This window comes from Acidovorax sp. LjRoot194 (assembly GCF_964253015.1).
GTDB lineage: Bacteria > Pseudomonadota > Gammaproteobacteria > Burkholderiales > Burkholderiaceae_C > Acidovorax.
Map to the genome: position 1 here is coordinate 4,686,475 of NZ_CAXUQB020000001.1, position 14,013 is coordinate 4,700,487.

Below are 14,013 nucleotides of genomic sequence, written 5' to 3' on the forward strand. Positions count from 1 at the left end.
CCACGGTCGGTGACCTTACTTCGACAGGCTCAGCCCGAACGGGTCGGGTCGGACTGAGGTGTGGAGGTTGGGGCGCCCCGCCCCGCTCCTCCCACCCCACCCACCTCACCCTCATCCCCGCATCACCCCAACCGCACCGGCACAAAGATCTTGTTGCCGTCGCGCTCGATCAGCAGCGCCACCGACTTGCCGGCCTTGGCCATCGCCGTGCGCACTTGGTCGATATTCTTGGCCGGTGCGCCGTTGATGGCCAGCAGCACGTCGCCAGGCTGCACGCCCGCGGCGGCGGCGGGGCCGCGGGCCTGCTCGATCACCAGGCCTTCGCTCACGCCCACCTCGCGCCGTTCGTCGGCATCGAGGGGACGCAGCGACAGGCCCAGCTGTGCCTTGCCCACCGCCTCTTCGGCGCGCGCCTGCTTGCTGCCCGCCTTGTCGCTGGCGTCGCCCAGGGTGGCGGTCAGCTCCACCGGCTGGCCGCGGCGCCACACCGACAGCTTGGCCTGCTGGCCGGGCTGGGCCTGGCCCACCCAGGCGGGCAGGTCGCCGGAGGCGACGATGGCATGGCCGTCCACCTGGCGGATCACGTCGCCAGGCTGCAGGCCCGCCTTCTCGGCAGGGCTGCCCTTGCTCACGCTGGCCACCAGTGCGCCTTCGGGCTTGTCGAGCTGGAAGGATTCGGCAAACGCCTGGTTCACCTCCTGCACCGCCACGCCGAGCTGCGCATGGCGCACCTTGCCGGTGGCGACGATCTGGTCCTTGATCTTGGCGGCCAGCTCGATGGGGATGGCGAACGACACGCCCTGGTAGCCGCCCGAGCGGCTGTAGATCTGCGAGTTGATGCCCACGACCTCGCCGCGCGCATTGAACAGCGGCCCGCCCGAGTTGCCGGGGTTCACCGCCACGTCGGTCTGGATGAACGGCACCAGGCTGTCGTCAGGCAGCGAGCGGCCCTTGGCGCTGACGACGCCGGCGGTCACGCTGTTTTCAAAGCCGAAGGGCGAGCCGATGGCCAGCACCCATTCGCCCACCTGCAGGTCCCGCGTGCTGCCCAGGCGCACCACGGGCAGGTCCTTGGCGTCGATCTTGAGCACGGCCACATCGGTCTTGGGGTCCGAGCCCAGCACCTTGGCGCGGAACTCGCGCCGGTCGGTGAGCTTGACGGTGACGTCGCTCGCGCCCTTGACCACGTGGGCGTTGGTCAGCACCAGCCCGTCGGGGCTGACGATGAAGCCCGAGCCCAGGCCGTGGGTGGGCATGTTGGGACGGCCCTGCGCACCGGCGCCGGGCATGCCGAACTGGCGGAAGAATTCGTAGAACGGATCGTTCGGATCGATCTGCGGGCCCCGGCCCTGGCGGGCGGTGGGCTGGCTCTCGTCGTCGTCATCGTCGTCGTTGACCATGGCAGCCTTGGTGCTGCCGGTGACGCTGATGTTGACCACCGCCGCGCCGTTTTGCGCGGTGATCTGCGCAAAGCTGGGCAGTGCGCCGCCCGAGGGTGCCGCAGGGGTCTGCGCCACGATGGGGGTAGCCGGCGTGACCGCGCGGGCCTGGTGGCCGCTGATCAGCCCGGCGCCGGTGGCGCCCAGAGCGCCCGCGGCCACCAGGGCCAGGATCAGGCGGCGGGGAGTGGATGCAAGCGTGTTGCTCATGGTGTCTGCCTTTTCAATCAGGGTTGCGATGGAAGGCAGTGTGGGCAGCGACACTTAGACGAAACTTAGGCTGCGGGATGTGCATGTGGTTGCATTTGGAGCATTCTTTTGCCGCCCAAGGGCCTTCGATGCTGGCGCGACCCCAGGCCAGTGCCACCGTGCAAGGGCCGCCATGCTGCGTATGCGGCGCTGCGCTTGCGTGCACCGGTGGCATCCCCCTCCCTAGCGCGAAGCGCGTAGAGAGAGGGGGAAGGCGCGTAGCGCCCAGGGGGTGCACTCTACAAAAACATGCCGCCCGAGGCCTCGATGCGCTGCGCATTCACCCAGCGCGTGGCGGGCTGCAGCAGGGCTGCGACCAGCGGGCCGATGTCCTCCGCCACGCCCACGCGGCCCAGCGCCGTCTGGCCGGCGACAAAGGCGTTGAGCTGTGCGTTGTCGCGCACGGCGCCGCCGCCAAAATCCGTCTCGATGGCGCCCGGGGCCACCACGTTCACGGCGATGCCGCGCGGGCCCAGCTCTTTGGCGAGGTAGCGGCTGAGCACTTCGATGGCGCCCTTCATCGCCGCATAGGCCGCGTAGCCGGGCAAGGCAAAGCGAGCCAGGCCCGACGACAGGTTCAGGATGCGGCCGCCGTCGTTCATCAGCGGCAGCAGGCGCTGCGTGAGAAAGAACACGCCCTTGAGGTGCACGTTGACCAGCGCATCGAACTGCGCCTCGGTGGTCTCGGCAAACGGTGCGTGCACGCCCATGCCGGCGTTGTTGACCAGAAAGTCGATGCGCTCGCGCTGCCAGCCGGACTGCAGGGCCTGCGACAGCTGGCCGGCAAAGGCCTCGAAGCTGCCGACGTCGCCCACATCCAGCGGCAGCGCCACGGCGCGCCGGCCCAGGGCCTCGATCTCGGCCACCACGGCCTGGGCTTCGGCGGACTGCTGGCGGTAGGTCAGCACCACATCGATACCGCTCTTCGCAGCCGCCAGCGCGGCGCTGCGGCCCAGGCCCCGGCTGCCGCCGGTGATGAGAACGATGGGGGTGGAGGAAGAAGATGAAGTGTGTGCCGGTGCGGTCATGGGAAGGTTCTCGGGTAGGGGTGGGGTGCCTGCCACGGGGTGCAGCGGGCATGGAGAGAACTTTATTGATTCCCCATGGATAGTTAAACCAGTCAAAATTGAATTGATTGTTCAAAAATCAACAGCCAATGAACCCCCTTGACCGCATGCAGATCTTTGCCCGCGTGGCCGAGCTGGCCAGCTTCACGCAGGCCGCGCAGGTGCTGGGCATCCCCAAGGCCAATGCCTCGCTGGCGGTGCAGCAACTGGAGGCGCAGCTGGGCACGCGCCTGCTGCACCGCACGACGCGCCGCGTGCAGCTGACGCAGGACGGGCAGGTCTACTACGAGCGCTGCAAGGACCTGCTGGCCGACGTGGAAGAGCTGCAAACCCTGTTCACCCACCCCGAGGGCGCAGACCTGCAGGGCCGGGTGCGCATCGACATGTCCACCGGCATCGCGCGCCAGCTGGTGTTGCCGCGCCTGCCCGAGCTGCTGCAGCGCCACGCCCTGCTGCACGTGGAGCTGAGCAGCACCGACCGCCGCGTGGACCTGGTGCGCGAGGGTTTTGACTGCGTGATCCGCGTGGGCCCGGTGGCAGAGCCCGGCCTGGTGGCGCGCCCGCTGGGTTTTGTGCGCGTGGCCACCTGCGCCAGCCCCGGCTACCTGGCGAAGAAGGGCACGCCCCGCACGCTGGCCGACCTGGCGCAGCACGACCTGGTGCACTACGTGAGCACGCTGGGCACGCGGTCGGCGGGGTTCGAGGTGCAGGACGGCGACAGCCCGCAGTTCCACCCCATGGACGGGCGCGTCACCGTGAACAGCGCCGAGGCCTACCTGGGCGCCTGCGCCGCCGGGCTGGGCCTGATCCAGGCACCGCTGCTGGGCGTGCGCGAGCTGATCGACAAGGGGCTGCTGGTGGAGGTGCTGCAGGACCACCCTGCCCCGCCCATGCCCGTGACGCTGCTGTACGCCCACCGGCGCCACTTGCCCCAGCGTGTGCGCGTGGTGATGGACTGGCTGGCCGCGGTGGTGCAGGAGCACCTGCAGCGCGAGGCGGCCGTAGCGCAGCAGGGCCTGCTATTAATTAGATAGCTGGTAGCGCTTGCCAGACAAGCGGTAGGGGCCTGAAACGCTCAAAACTTGTTGAAGGCAGGCTGATGCATCAACCCGTGAAGCGGTAGACGATGGCCCCGCGCACCACCTCGCCCGGCTGCCACCAGAGCGCGCCGAAGCCGGGGTGGTTGGGCGCGTCGGGGTACTCCATGGGCTCCAGGCAAATGCCGTCGCCGGGCTGCCACAGCCAGGGCGTGCCGGGCGCGGCGATGGCGCTGCGCCCGCTGTCGCGCATCGGGTCGGCTTTCAGGCCGTGGCCCGCATACACCTGCACGCCCGGCGCGGTGGTCCACACCTGCATCGCGCGGCCGCTGGCAGGGTCGCTGAGCAGGGCAGCGGGGCGCAGCCCCCCTGGCGTGATGGGTGGGACCGGCGCGGGTGCCTGCTGTGCCCAGACGGGCAGCGCGGCGCCGGGAGCGCCGCCCCAGGCCAGGTAGTGGTCCAGCCCGCCTGCGCGCACCAGTTGCTCGTGCGATTGCGCCACGGCATCGCCCACACGGCGGGGCGCACGAAAGTCGAACGGCGTGCCCTGCACCGGCTCCGCCGTGCCGACGGGGCACACATCCGCGGCCAGCGGCACGTAGTGGCTGGCAGGCACCTGCAGCACATGGCCGTGCGTGCTGCCCGCACCAGCCAGGTTGAAGAACGCGTGGCCGGTGATGTTGACCACGGTGGGTGCATCGGCCACCTCGGCCGTCCAGGCCATGTGCAGTGCGTTGTCGGGCGCCACGGCCAGGTCCAACGTCAGCCGCACGGTGCCGGGCACGCCGTCGTCCTGCGTGCGAAACACGTGCTGCAGGCGCAGCGCATCGGGCTGCACCTCGGCCACCGTGAACACCTGGAACCGGCTGCCCAGCGGGCCGCCGTGGTGATGGTGCGGGCCGCTGTTGGTGGGCAGTTGCAGCGTGGCGCCATCGGGCAACGTCAGTTGTCCGTGGCGCAGCCGGCCGGCCCAGCGGCCGATGATGGCGCCCATCGATAGCTGACCATCCAGATAACCCTGCAGGCTGTCGTAGCCCAGTGCCACGTCGGCCAGGCCACCCTGCCCGTCGGGCACCGCCACCTGCACCAGGCGGGCACCGTAGTTGCTGACCGCCACCTGCAGCCCGCCCGCGCCGCGCAGGGTGTACAGGTCGGTGGGTTGACCGTGGAGGGTGTGCGTGAAAGCGTCGCGATGGAGGGTATGGGCCATGGGCAGCGAGTCTAGGGCTTGGCAGGGGGCGTGGCTGGCGTGGACGCAGGCGCATCGCGCGTGACCAGCCAGATGCCCGCGCACACCAGCACCAGGGCCAGCAGGTTCTTCCACTCCAGCAGCGCCTCGCCCAGGAACAGCGCCGACAGCGCCGCGCCGAAGATCGGCACCGTGAAGTTGAACACCGTGATCTGGCTCACCCGGTTGTGCTTGAGCAAGATGCTCCACAGCGAGAACGCGGCCGACGACAGCAGCGCCAGGTACACCAGCAGCGCAGCCGAGCCCCAGGTGAAGCCCGTGAGCGAGCCGCCCAGCACCCCGCCGACGGCCAGCAGCGCCGCGCCGCCAATGCCCAGTTGCCAGCCGGTCATGACCACCGAGTCCATGCGCTGCGACACCTGCTTGCCGTAGATGCTGGCCGCGGCCAGCACAAAAGCGGCGATCACCACGAAGCCTTCGCCCAGCAGCGTGAAGTCCATGTCCAGCGTGCCGCGCCCCAGGTTGACCACCATCACACCCACAAAGCCCACCAGGCAGCCCCAGAGCTTGGCGTGGCTCAGCCGGTCGTTGTGATAGACCCAGTGCGCCAGCAGCACGCTGAAGAAGGTGCCGGTGGCGTTCATGATCGAGCCCTTGACGCCCGTCGTGTAGGCCAGCCCCACGTAGAAGAACACGTACTGCAGCGTGGTCTGCGACAGGCCCAGCACCACCAGCTGGCGCGCACTGCCCGCCCCCAGGTTCACGATGGACTTGCGCTGGCTCAGCGCCCAGGCCAGCAGGATGAGCCCCGCGCCCAGAAAGCGCCAGCCGGCGAACACCAGTTGCGATGGGATGTCGTCGCGCGCAATGCCGAACCAGGCGTAGCCGGTCTTGATGGCGGGGTACGAGCTGCCCCAAAGCAGGCAACACAGCAGCGCCAGCGCCACCACGACCTTGCGGTCGGAAAATCGGGTGTGGGGCATGGGATTCGTCTTTCTCTCTAGTGACACAGCCCGTGCAAGGACGGGCTGTGGGGATGGGATTTCGGCAGATCGTGTCTCATGGATCTGTCTCGAAAAAAAACTTAAAACCCGTTCACGCTGAGCTTGTCGAAGCGCCGCGCAGGGCTTCGACAAGCTCAGCCCGACCGGGTATTTGGTGGGTTTGAAGGATGGGAGCGGACGCGGGACAGATGGGTGAGGTCCCTCACAACGTACGCTTCAAAAGACTCCTGCGAACCCTTTCAACAACCCATACCGTTCACGCCAAGCCTTTCGACGGACTCAGGACAGGCCGGTCGAAGCGCGGCGCGAGGCTTCGACAGGCTCAGCCCGAACGGTTGGCTAATACACGCGAGCCTCGTCAAGTCACCGGCGCCGGATTGAACAGCACCAGCGCGTTGTGCAGCTTCCACTGCTCCGCCCAGGTCTTCTTGCGGCCGCTGGCCACATCGAGCAGCAGGTGGAACATCTCCCAGCCCAGATCTTCGATGGTGGCCTCGCCGTCGGCGATCTTGCCGGCGTTGATGTCCATCAGGTCGTGCCAGCGGCGCGCCAGGTCGCTGCGCGTGGCCACCTTGACCACGGGGCATTCGGCCAGGCCGTAGGGCGTGCCCCGGCCGGTGGTGAACACGTGCAGGTTCATGCCGGCGGCCAGCTGCAGCGTGCCGCAGATGAAGTCGCTGGCCGGCGTGGCGGCGTACACCAGGCCGCGCTGGTCGCGGCGCAGTTTTTCGCCCGGGGCCAGCACGTGCGAGATGGGCGCGGTGCCGCTCTTGATGATGGAGCCCATGGCCTTCTCGGCGATGTTGGACAAGCCACCCGCCTTGTTGCCCGGCGTGGTGTTGGCCGCGCGGTCCACGCGGCCGCGGTCCAGGTAGCGGTCGTACCAGCCCAGTTCGCGCACGATGGCTTCGGCCACCTCCGGCGTGGCGGCGCGGCTGGTGAGCTGCTCGACCGCGTCGCGCACCTCGGTGTTCTCGCTGAACATCACCGTGGCGCCTGCGCGCACCAGCAGGTCGGCGCAAAAGCCCACAGCCGGGTTGGCGGTGACGCCCGAAAACGCGTCGCTGCCGCCGCACTGCACGCCCAGCACCAGCTCGCTGGCCGGGATGGTCTCGCGGCGGCGGGCGTTCAGGCGTTCCAGATGCGGCCTGGCGCTTTGCAGTATGTCGTCCAGCATCGACATGAAGCCCACGTGGTGGTCGGCCTGCAGGCACACCGTCTCGGGGCCCAGGGCCGCATCGCGCTCGTCGGTGATGGGGAAGCTGCCCGGGGGCAGCAGGCGGTCGGGCTGCAGCTTCTCGCAGCCCAGGCTCACCACCATGATTTCTCCGCCGAAGTTGGGGTTCAGGCTGATGTGCTTGAGCGTGCGGATGGGGATGACCGCGTCGGGCGCGTCGATGGCCACGCCGCAGCCGTAGCTGTGTTCCAGGCCGATCACGTCGTCGACGTTCGGGAACAACGGCAGCAGCTCGGTCTTGATGCGGTGCACGGCCTGCGACACCACGCCCGCCACGCACTGCACGGTGGTGGTGATCGCCAGAATGTTGCGCGTGCCCACCGATCCGTCCGCGTTGCGGTAGCCCTCGAAGGTGTAGCCCGTCAACGGCTCCAGCACCGGGGGCTTCACCGTGGCCATGGGCAGGCCTTCCAGCGCACGGGCCGAGGGCATCTGCAGCAGCCGCTCGTGCACCCAGCTGCCGGCCGCGATGTCCTTGAGCGCATAGCCGATGGGCACGTTGTAGCGGCGCACCACGCCGCCTTCGGGGATGTCCGCCAGCGCCACCTTGTGGCCCTGGGGCACCTTGTCGCGCAGCGCGATGCCGGCGCCGGGCACGCCGGGCGGCAACACCGTGCCAGCGGGCAGGCCACCGTCGTTGGAGACGATGGCGACGTTGTCTTCCGCATGCATGCGGATGGTGAGGGCTTCTCGCATCGGGTCTGTCACTTCTTTACTTCTTGCTGGCGCTGCACAGCTTGCACAAAAAGATACGCCATGCCGCCGCCAGAGTCATCGCACGCGCCTTGCACATGCATCTCGCTTCACTCGCCTTCACACCCGGTGGACAAGCTGTCAAGGGGCCGACTCGTCGCCAGCCCCGCCCCGCTTCACCCACCGCCCTTCAAGACCAGGTCCGGCAGCCACATCGAGAATTGCGGCACGTACGTCACCAGCATCAGCGCCACGATGAGCGCGCTGTAGAACGGCCAGATGGTTCGCATCACCTCGCCCACCGAGATGCCTCCGATGGTGCAGCCGATGAACTGCGTGGTCCCCACCGGCGGGGTGTTCAGGCCCAGCGCGCAGTTGATGAGGATCACGATGCCGAACTGCTCGGTGCTCATGCCGAACTGCTGGCAGATGGGCAGGAAGATCGGCGTACAGATCAGGATGGTGGCCGCCATGTCCAGGAACGTTCCCAGGATGAACAGGATGATGTTCACGCACAGGAAGATGACCCATGGCGACGTGCTCATGGACTTGAGGGCCTCGCCGGTCAGCTCGGCCACACCGTACAGGCCGATGAGGTAGCCGAACATCGACGAGATGCCGATCAGCAGCAGCACGGTGCCCGTGGTCTTGACGGCCTTGGAGGCGGCCTTGAGGAACTGCTCGCGGGTGAGCTTCTTGTAGACGAACACCGACAGCAGCAACGCCCAGATCACCGCCACCGAGGCGGACTCCGTGGCCGTGAACGCCCCCGACAAGATGCCCGCGATGATGATGACCACCACCGCCAGCCCGGGGACCGACGCCCGGAACGAGATCCACACGATCTCCCAGCCGGGGAACGTGCCCGATGGGTAGCCGCGCTTGACGGCCACCAGGTAGGCGGCTAGCAGGTTGCACACGGTCAGCAGCAGCGCAGGCACGATGCCAGCCAGGATCAGCGCGGCAATGCTCACCTTGCCGCCGGCAGCCAGCGTGAAGATGATCAGGTTGTGCGACGTGGGCATGAGCGCGCCCACCAGCGAGGCGTGCGTGGTCACGTTGACCGCGTAGTCGGCGTGGTAGCCCTCTTTCTTCATCTGCGGGATGAGCACCGCGCCCATGGCAGACACGTCGGCCACGGGCGAGCCCGAGACGCCGCCGAACAGCGTGCAGGCGAGCACGTTGCTCATGCCCAGCCCGCCGCGCACATGGCCGGCCACGCTCTTGGCGAACACCACGATGCGGTCGGCAATGCCGCCGTACATCATGATCTCGCCCGCAAAGATGAAGAACGGAATCGCCAGGAACGAGAACGGGTTCATGCCCGAAATCATCTGCTGGAAGCCCACCGCCAGCGGCAGGCCTTCGTACAGGATGGTCGCCAGTGACGACAAACCGATGGAAAAGGCCACGGGCACGCCCAGCAGCAGCAGGAGCGTGAAGGTCACGCACAGAATGGTCAACGCCATGATGGTGGAATCTTTACAGGAACGTTAGGGTGCTGGGCGGTATGCAGGGATTGCTGCGATCGACCCCGGGTCGCTGCGCATGAGGCGGGCGTTACCCAGGCCAGGGCAGCCGAGCCAGGGCCGCCCCGCCGCGAGGGCTGCGTCTCCCTGCCCGCTTGGCGCAGCCATGCGAGAGCGGGGGGAAGCGCTGAAAGCGCTCAGGGGGGTGTGCTTCATCTCAGTGCCAGGCGGGCTCGACCTCTGTGCCGCGGACCAGGGCGATGATGTGCTCGAGCGAGAACATCGCCACCAGCACACCAGCGAGCGCGGGGGGAACGTACTTGAACGCTTCGGAGATGCCGAGCGTAGGGATCTTGTAGGGCGCCACGGACTCGGCCAGCACGCCGCAGTTCCAGGCCATGACCACGCCGAAGATCAGCACCAGCACGTGGATCACGATTTCGAGTTTGTGGCGTAGCCAGTCGGGCGCGAGCACCAGGAACGATTCGAGGCCGATGTGTCCGGCATCACGCACCCCCACGGCCATGCCCAGCATGGTCACGTACAGCACCAGCAGCACGGCGCTGCTTTCGGCCCAGGTGGGTGTGTTGTTGAAGATGTAGCGGCCGACGACCTGATAGAGCACGGCGCACACCAGCAGCACCAGCCCCCCGACACCCAGCTGAAGGCAGGTGCGCGCGATGAAAGCGCAGAGACGCGTATACATAAGAGACATTCAGAAGACGGAAGGAGTGACCGGCCGGGCGACCGAAGAAGGCGCCCTGCCGGCCGGTCTGGTGGGCTTATTGCACCGCGTCGATGCGCTTGACCATGTCCTGGAGCTTGGGGTCCTTCAGGAACTTGTCGTACACAGGCTTCATCGCGGTCTTGAACGCGACCTTGTCGATCTCCACGACCTGCGCGCCGCCGGCCTTCACCGTGGCCAGGGACTTTTCTTCACGTTCGTCCCAGATCTTGCGCATGAAGCCCACCGATTCCTTGGCGGCAGCGCGGATGGCCTTTTGCTCGTCGGCGCTCAGCGTGTCCCACACGCGCTTGCTGAACAACAGGATCTCGGGCGCCATCGAGTGCTCGGTCTTGTTGAAGTACTTGGCCACTTCGAAGTGGCGCGAGCTTTCGTAGCTGGGGTAGTTGTTTTCGGCAGCGTCCACCAGGCCGGTCTTGAGCGCGGTGTAGACCTCGCCGAAGGGCATGGGGGTGGCATTGGCACCCATGGCTTCGAGCAGGGACACCCACAGGTCGCTCTGCTGCACGCGCACCTTCAGGCCCTTGACGTCGGCCAGGGTCTTGATCGGCTTCTTGACGGTGTAGATCGAGCGGGCGCCGGAGTCGTAGAACGCCAGGCCCACGAAGCCTTGCGATTCGCAGTCCTTCAGGATCTCGTCGCCGATGGCGCCGTCGAGCACCTTGCGCATGTGTTCCTTGTCGCGGAACAGGAAGGGCATGGTGGGCACCATGGTGGCGGGGCAGATGTTGTTCATGGGCGCGACGTTCACGCGCGTCATGGCGATCGCACCCAGCTTGGTCTGCTCGATGGTGTCCTTCTCGATGCCGAGCGACCCCTTGGCATACACCTTGATGCTGTGCTTGCCGCCCGTGGCCTTGGACAGCGTCTCGCCCATGTGGCGCACGGCCAGCACGGTGGGGTAGTCCTCGGGGTGGATGTCCGACGAGCGGAATTCCGTGGCCTGCGCGGCCAGGCTGCCGAACAGGACGCTGGCAGCCAGTGCGACGCGGCCAAACAGATGGGGGATTTTCATGGTTGTCTCCTGGGTTGAAATGTTGTGAATTGGGGGAGAGTTCCGGGGCCTGTTGTCCTCAGGCGCTCCGATAGGGTGTTTCCGGCAACCCCGCCACGCCGGGCCGGGTGGCAAAGATGGCGCCGCCGAGCGCCACGTCGTCGCCTTGGGGCTGCCCCGGACGGATGGAGGTGATGAACAGCACGTCCAGCCCCGGGCCGCCAAAGCTGCACATCGAGGGCTTGCTGGTGGGCACGGCGATGGACCGGTCCAGGCGGCCGTCGGGCGTGAAGCGGTGCACCACGCCAGCGTCGTTGCCGCAGATCCAGTAGCAGCCGTCGGCATCCACCGCGCCGCCGTCGGGCCGGCCGGGCAGATCGCGCATGTCGACGAACAGCGAGCGTTCGCCCAGGGACCCATCGTCGTGCAATGGCAGTTGCCAGATCTGCTGCACGCTCGGGTGGCTGTCGCTCAGGTACATGGTCTTGCCGTCGGGGCTGAAGCCCAGGCCGTTCTGCGTGACCAGGCCCTGCACCTGCGGTGCCGACAGGCCGCGCTGCGCGTCCATGCGGTACAGGCTGCCCGCGGCCTGCGCCAGAGACATGTCGCGCACCATGGTGCCCGCCCAGAAGCGGCCCTGGCGGTCGCAGCGGCCGTCATTGAAGCGCATGCCGGGCTGGGGGTGGTCCACGCCGGCCAGCAGCGTGGCGGCCAGCGTGCCGCCCACTTGGGGCTGCAGGTGAAAGACGCCCGTGTCCATGCCGGCGATCAGCCCGCCGGCTGCGTGCAGCGCGATGCAGGCGGGGCGCTCGGCGGTGTCCCAGCTTTGCAGGTGCTGGTCCGCATAGGTCCAGCGGTGCAGCTGGCGGCCTTCGATGTCCACCCACCAGAGCGCCTGCTCGGCAGCGCTCCACACCGGGCTTTCGCCCACCTGGTCGCGATGGTCGGGCAGCAGCAGGTCCACGGACGGGGTCATCGGGGCGCTCATTCGAAAGGGCCGGTGCGCACGAAGGGGCCGCCCTGGTAGATCACGGCGGGGTCGGTCAGGTCAGGGTGCGGGTCGGCGGCCTCGACCTTGGCGCGGAAGGGCTCGGAGCTGTCCTGCGGGCGGTAGCCGATGTGGCGCGCCAGAGTGTTGTCCCACCAGGTGGTGGTGTTGTCACCCATGCCGTAGATGGTGCTGTGGCCCACGACCGGCGCGGTCAGGCTGGCGACCACCAAGCGCTCCAGGTCGTCGTAGCTCATCCAGGTGGCCAACATGCGGCGGTTGCGTGGCTCGGGGAACGAGGAGCCGATGCGCAGGCACACGGTCTCGATGCCGTAGCGGTCGAAATAGAAACGCGAGAGGTCTTCGCCAAACGCCTTGGACAGGCCGTACAGGCCGTCGGGGCGGGCCGGGTCTGCCAGGCCCACGACTTCGTCCTGGCGATAGAAGCCGGTGACGTGGTTTGAGCTGGCGAACACCACGCGCTTGACGCCATGCTTGCGCGCGGCTTCGTACAGGTTGTATGCGCCGACGATGTTGGCCTGAAGGATCAGGTCCCAGGGCTGTTCGGTGGACACGCCACCCAGGTGGATCACGGCGTCCACGCCTTCCAGCAGGCTGAGCACGGCGCCGGCATCTTCCAGCCGAGCGGGGCGCACTTCCTCGCCCTCGGCCTCTGCGCCCAGGTCCGCGATGTCCGACAGGCGCAGCGTGGTGCAATACGCCGACAGCCGCGTGCGCAGCTCTTTGCCCAACCCCCCGGCGGCGCCCGTCAGAAGCAAGCGTTGAAAACGGATCGGCGTCGGATGGCAAGGCATGGCGGTTACAAAGGCAGAGGTTCTTGGTACAGTGACAACACTCTTGCTATACGTCATCAGTTGTCGTACAACAAAGAAAGAGCAATGTACCGCTTCTGCCCCACGAGGCCACATAGGGATAACACCAAGAAATGAACACCGTTACCGAGCTTCGCCGCAAGCCCCGCACCCTGGCCCTGGAGCTGGTCGAATCCCTGGGCGACCGCATCCGCGACGGCCGCCTGGCCCTGGGCGACAAGCTGCCGACCGAAGCCGCGATCATGACGGAGTTCAGCGTGAGCCGCACCGTGGTGCGCGAGGCGATTTCCAAGCTCCAGGCTTCGGGCCTGGTGGAGACGCGCCACGGTATCGGCACCTTCGTTCTGGGGCTGGGCCAGGCGCCCGGCTTCAAGATCACGCCCGACCAGTTCAGCACGCTGCGCGACGTGATCGCCGTGCTGGAGCTGCGCATCGGCGTGGAGACCGAGGCGGCGGCCCTGGCCGCCCAGCGGCGCTCCGAGGGCAACCTCAAGGCCATGCGCGAAGCGCTTGATGCCGTGGCCGCCGCGGTAGAGGCAGGCCGCGACGCGGTGGCGTCGGACTTCCAGTTCCACCTGGAGATCGCACGCGCCACGCACAACAGCCACTTCGCGGAACTCATGGGCACGCTGGGCAGCATGATCATTCCACGCGCGCGGCTGGACTCGGTGGACGGCGTGAGCAACGAGCGCAGCCAGTACCTGCGGCGCGTGAACGGCGAGCACGAAAGCATTTACGACGCCATCGTGGCGCAGGACCCGGACGCCGCCCGCGCCGCCATGCGCACCCACCTGGCCAACAGCCGTGAACGCCGCCGGCGCGCACAGGCCGAGGCCAGCTGAACGCCCCCGCCACTGGCAGGCACAGTCTCGGCGCCTAAGTAGTTACCCTGGCAAAAGTATGTGCACATTGTTGTACGATGACATACAACATGTTTTTCCCTGGGTGCGTCGGCCTTGGCCGCCGTACCACCGCGGCGCTTGCGGCACGGTGCCGAATCTAAGTGCCACGACGTCCACAGCCCGGAGGGCTTGAGGACTTGTCGCCCCCCATCCATCCACCTCACTCA

The 14,013-nt window shown here is 67.6% G+C and carries 12 protein-coding genes; 2 read left to right on the plus strand and 10 right to left on the minus strand.

Going from position 1 to position 14,013, the window contains the following annotated elements:
* Positions 1-122: 122 nt before the first annotated feature.
* Entirely contained in the window at positions 123-1,649 is a 1,527-nt protein-coding gene (locus ACSQ3N_RS21305) for a DegQ family serine endoprotease (RefSeq protein WP_436147390.1), read from the minus strand.
* 278 nt (positions 1,650-1,927) lie between these two features.
* Positions 1,928-2,716, minus strand: coding sequence for an SDR family NAD(P)-dependent oxidoreductase (locus ACSQ3N_RS21310; RefSeq protein ID WP_436147391.1), 789 nt, complete (start codon positions 2,714-2,716; stop codon positions 1,928-1,930).
* 128 nt (positions 2,717-2,844) lie between these two features.
* Here ACSQ3N_RS21310 and ACSQ3N_RS21315 point away from each other — a divergent pair, with 128 nt between their 5' ends.
* Positions 2,845-3,789: a LysR family transcriptional regulator gene (locus tag ACSQ3N_RS21315; RefSeq protein WP_436147392.1), complete on the plus strand. Its 945-nt coding sequence runs from the start codon at positions 2,845-2,847 to the stop codon at positions 3,787-3,789.
* Positions 3,790-3,859: 70 nt separating this feature from the next.
* Here ACSQ3N_RS21315 and ACSQ3N_RS21320 read toward each other — a convergent pair whose 3' ends face one another.
* From ACSQ3N_RS21320 to ACSQ3N_RS21355, 8 genes are all read right to left on the minus strand, one after another.
* Positions 3,860-5,002, minus strand: a complete 1,143-nt coding sequence (locus ACSQ3N_RS21320; RefSeq protein WP_436147393.1) for an aldose epimerase family protein — start codon at positions 5,000-5,002, stop codon at positions 3,860-3,862.
* 11 nt (positions 5,003-5,013) lie between these two features.
* Entirely contained in the window at positions 5,014-5,964 is a 951-nt protein-coding gene (locus tag ACSQ3N_RS21325) for a DMT family transporter (protein WP_056167587.1), read from the minus strand.
* A gap of 379 nt (positions 5,965-6,343) precedes the next feature.
* Positions 6,344-7,918, minus strand: a complete 1,575-nt coding sequence (garD, locus tag ACSQ3N_RS21330) for a galactarate dehydratase (protein ID WP_235507365.1) — start codon at positions 7,916-7,918, stop codon at positions 6,344-6,346.
* 173 nt (positions 7,919-8,091) lie between these two features.
* Positions 8,092-9,384 (minus strand): TRAP transporter large permease, encoded by a 1,293-nt coding sequence (locus ACSQ3N_RS21335; protein ID WP_010459442.1) that lies wholly within the window; start codon positions 9,382-9,384, stop codon positions 8,092-8,094.
* A 217-nt stretch (positions 9,385-9,601) separates the two neighbouring features.
* Positions 9,602-10,090, minus strand: a complete 489-nt coding sequence (locus ACSQ3N_RS21340) for a TRAP transporter small permease (protein WP_010459444.1) — start codon at positions 10,088-10,090, stop codon at positions 9,602-9,604.
* A gap of 76 nt (positions 10,091-10,166) precedes the next feature.
* Entirely contained in the window at positions 10,167-11,144 is a 978-nt protein-coding gene (locus tag ACSQ3N_RS21345) for a TRAP transporter substrate-binding protein (protein ID WP_056167580.1), read from the minus strand.
* Between the two features lie 58 nt (positions 11,145-11,202).
* Positions 11,203-12,099: an SMP-30/gluconolactonase/LRE family protein gene (locus ACSQ3N_RS21350; RefSeq protein ID WP_436147394.1), complete on the minus strand. Its 897-nt coding sequence runs from the start codon at positions 12,097-12,099 to the stop codon at positions 11,203-11,205.
* 8 nt (positions 12,100-12,107) lie between these two features.
* Positions 12,108-12,926 (minus strand): NAD-dependent epimerase/dehydratase family protein, encoded by an 819-nt coding sequence (locus tag ACSQ3N_RS21355; RefSeq protein WP_436147395.1) that lies wholly within the window; start codon positions 12,924-12,926, stop codon positions 12,108-12,110.
* A gap of 131 nt (positions 12,927-13,057) precedes the next feature.
* Between ACSQ3N_RS21355 and ACSQ3N_RS21360 the strand changes: the two genes are divergently transcribed.
* Positions 13,058-13,786 (plus strand): FadR/GntR family transcriptional regulator, encoded by a 729-nt coding sequence (locus ACSQ3N_RS21360; protein WP_436147396.1) that lies wholly within the window; start codon positions 13,058-13,060, stop codon positions 13,784-13,786.
* The last annotated feature ends 227 nt before the right edge of the window (positions 13,787-14,013 follow it).

Excerpts from the sequence above, each read along its gene's own strand:
- ACSQ3N_RS21340 (WP_010459444.1), bottom strand. The coding sequence starts at position 10,090 with ATGTATACGCGTCTCTGCGCTTTCATCGCGCGCACCTGCCTTCAGCTG.
- ACSQ3N_RS21335 (WP_010459442.1), bottom strand. The coding sequence starts at position 9,384 with ATGGCGTTGACCATTCTGTGCGTGACCTTCACGCTCCTGCTGCTGCTG.
- ACSQ3N_RS21345 (WP_056167580.1), bottom strand. The coding sequence starts at position 11,144 with ATGAAAATCCCCCATCTGTTTGGCCGCGTCGCACTGGCTGCCAGCGTC.
- ACSQ3N_RS21360 (WP_436147396.1), top strand. The coding sequence starts at position 13,058 with ATGAACACCGTTACCGAGCTTCGCCGCAAGCCCCGCACCCTGGCCCTG.
- garD (WP_235507365.1), bottom strand. The coding sequence starts at position 7,918 with ATGCGAGAAGCCCTCACCATCCGCATGCATGCGGAAGACAACGTCGCC.
- ACSQ3N_RS21305 (WP_436147390.1), bottom strand. The coding sequence starts at position 1,649 with ATGAGCAACACGCTTGCATCCACTCCCCGCCGCCTGATCCTGGCCCTG.
- ACSQ3N_RS21315 (WP_436147392.1), top strand. The coding sequence starts at position 2,845 with ATGAACCCCCTTGACCGCATGCAGATCTTTGCCCGCGTGGCCGAGCTG.
- ACSQ3N_RS21310 (WP_436147391.1), bottom strand. The coding sequence starts at position 2,716 with ATGACCGCACCGGCACACACTTCATCTTCTTCCTCCACCCCCATCGTT.
- ACSQ3N_RS21320 (WP_436147393.1), bottom strand. The coding sequence starts at position 5,002 with ATGGCCCATACCCTCCATCGCGACGCTTTCACGCACACCCTCCACGGT.
- ACSQ3N_RS21325 (WP_056167587.1), bottom strand. The coding sequence starts at position 5,964 with ATGCCCCACACCCGATTTTCCGACCGCAAGGTCGTGGTGGCGCTGGCG.
- ACSQ3N_RS21350 (WP_436147394.1), bottom strand. The coding sequence starts at position 12,099 with ATGACCCCGTCCGTGGACCTGCTGCTGCCCGACCATCGCGACCAGGTG.
- ACSQ3N_RS21355 (WP_436147395.1), bottom strand. The coding sequence starts at position 12,926 with ATGCCTTGCCATCCGACGCCGATCCGTTTTCAACGCTTGCTTCTGACG.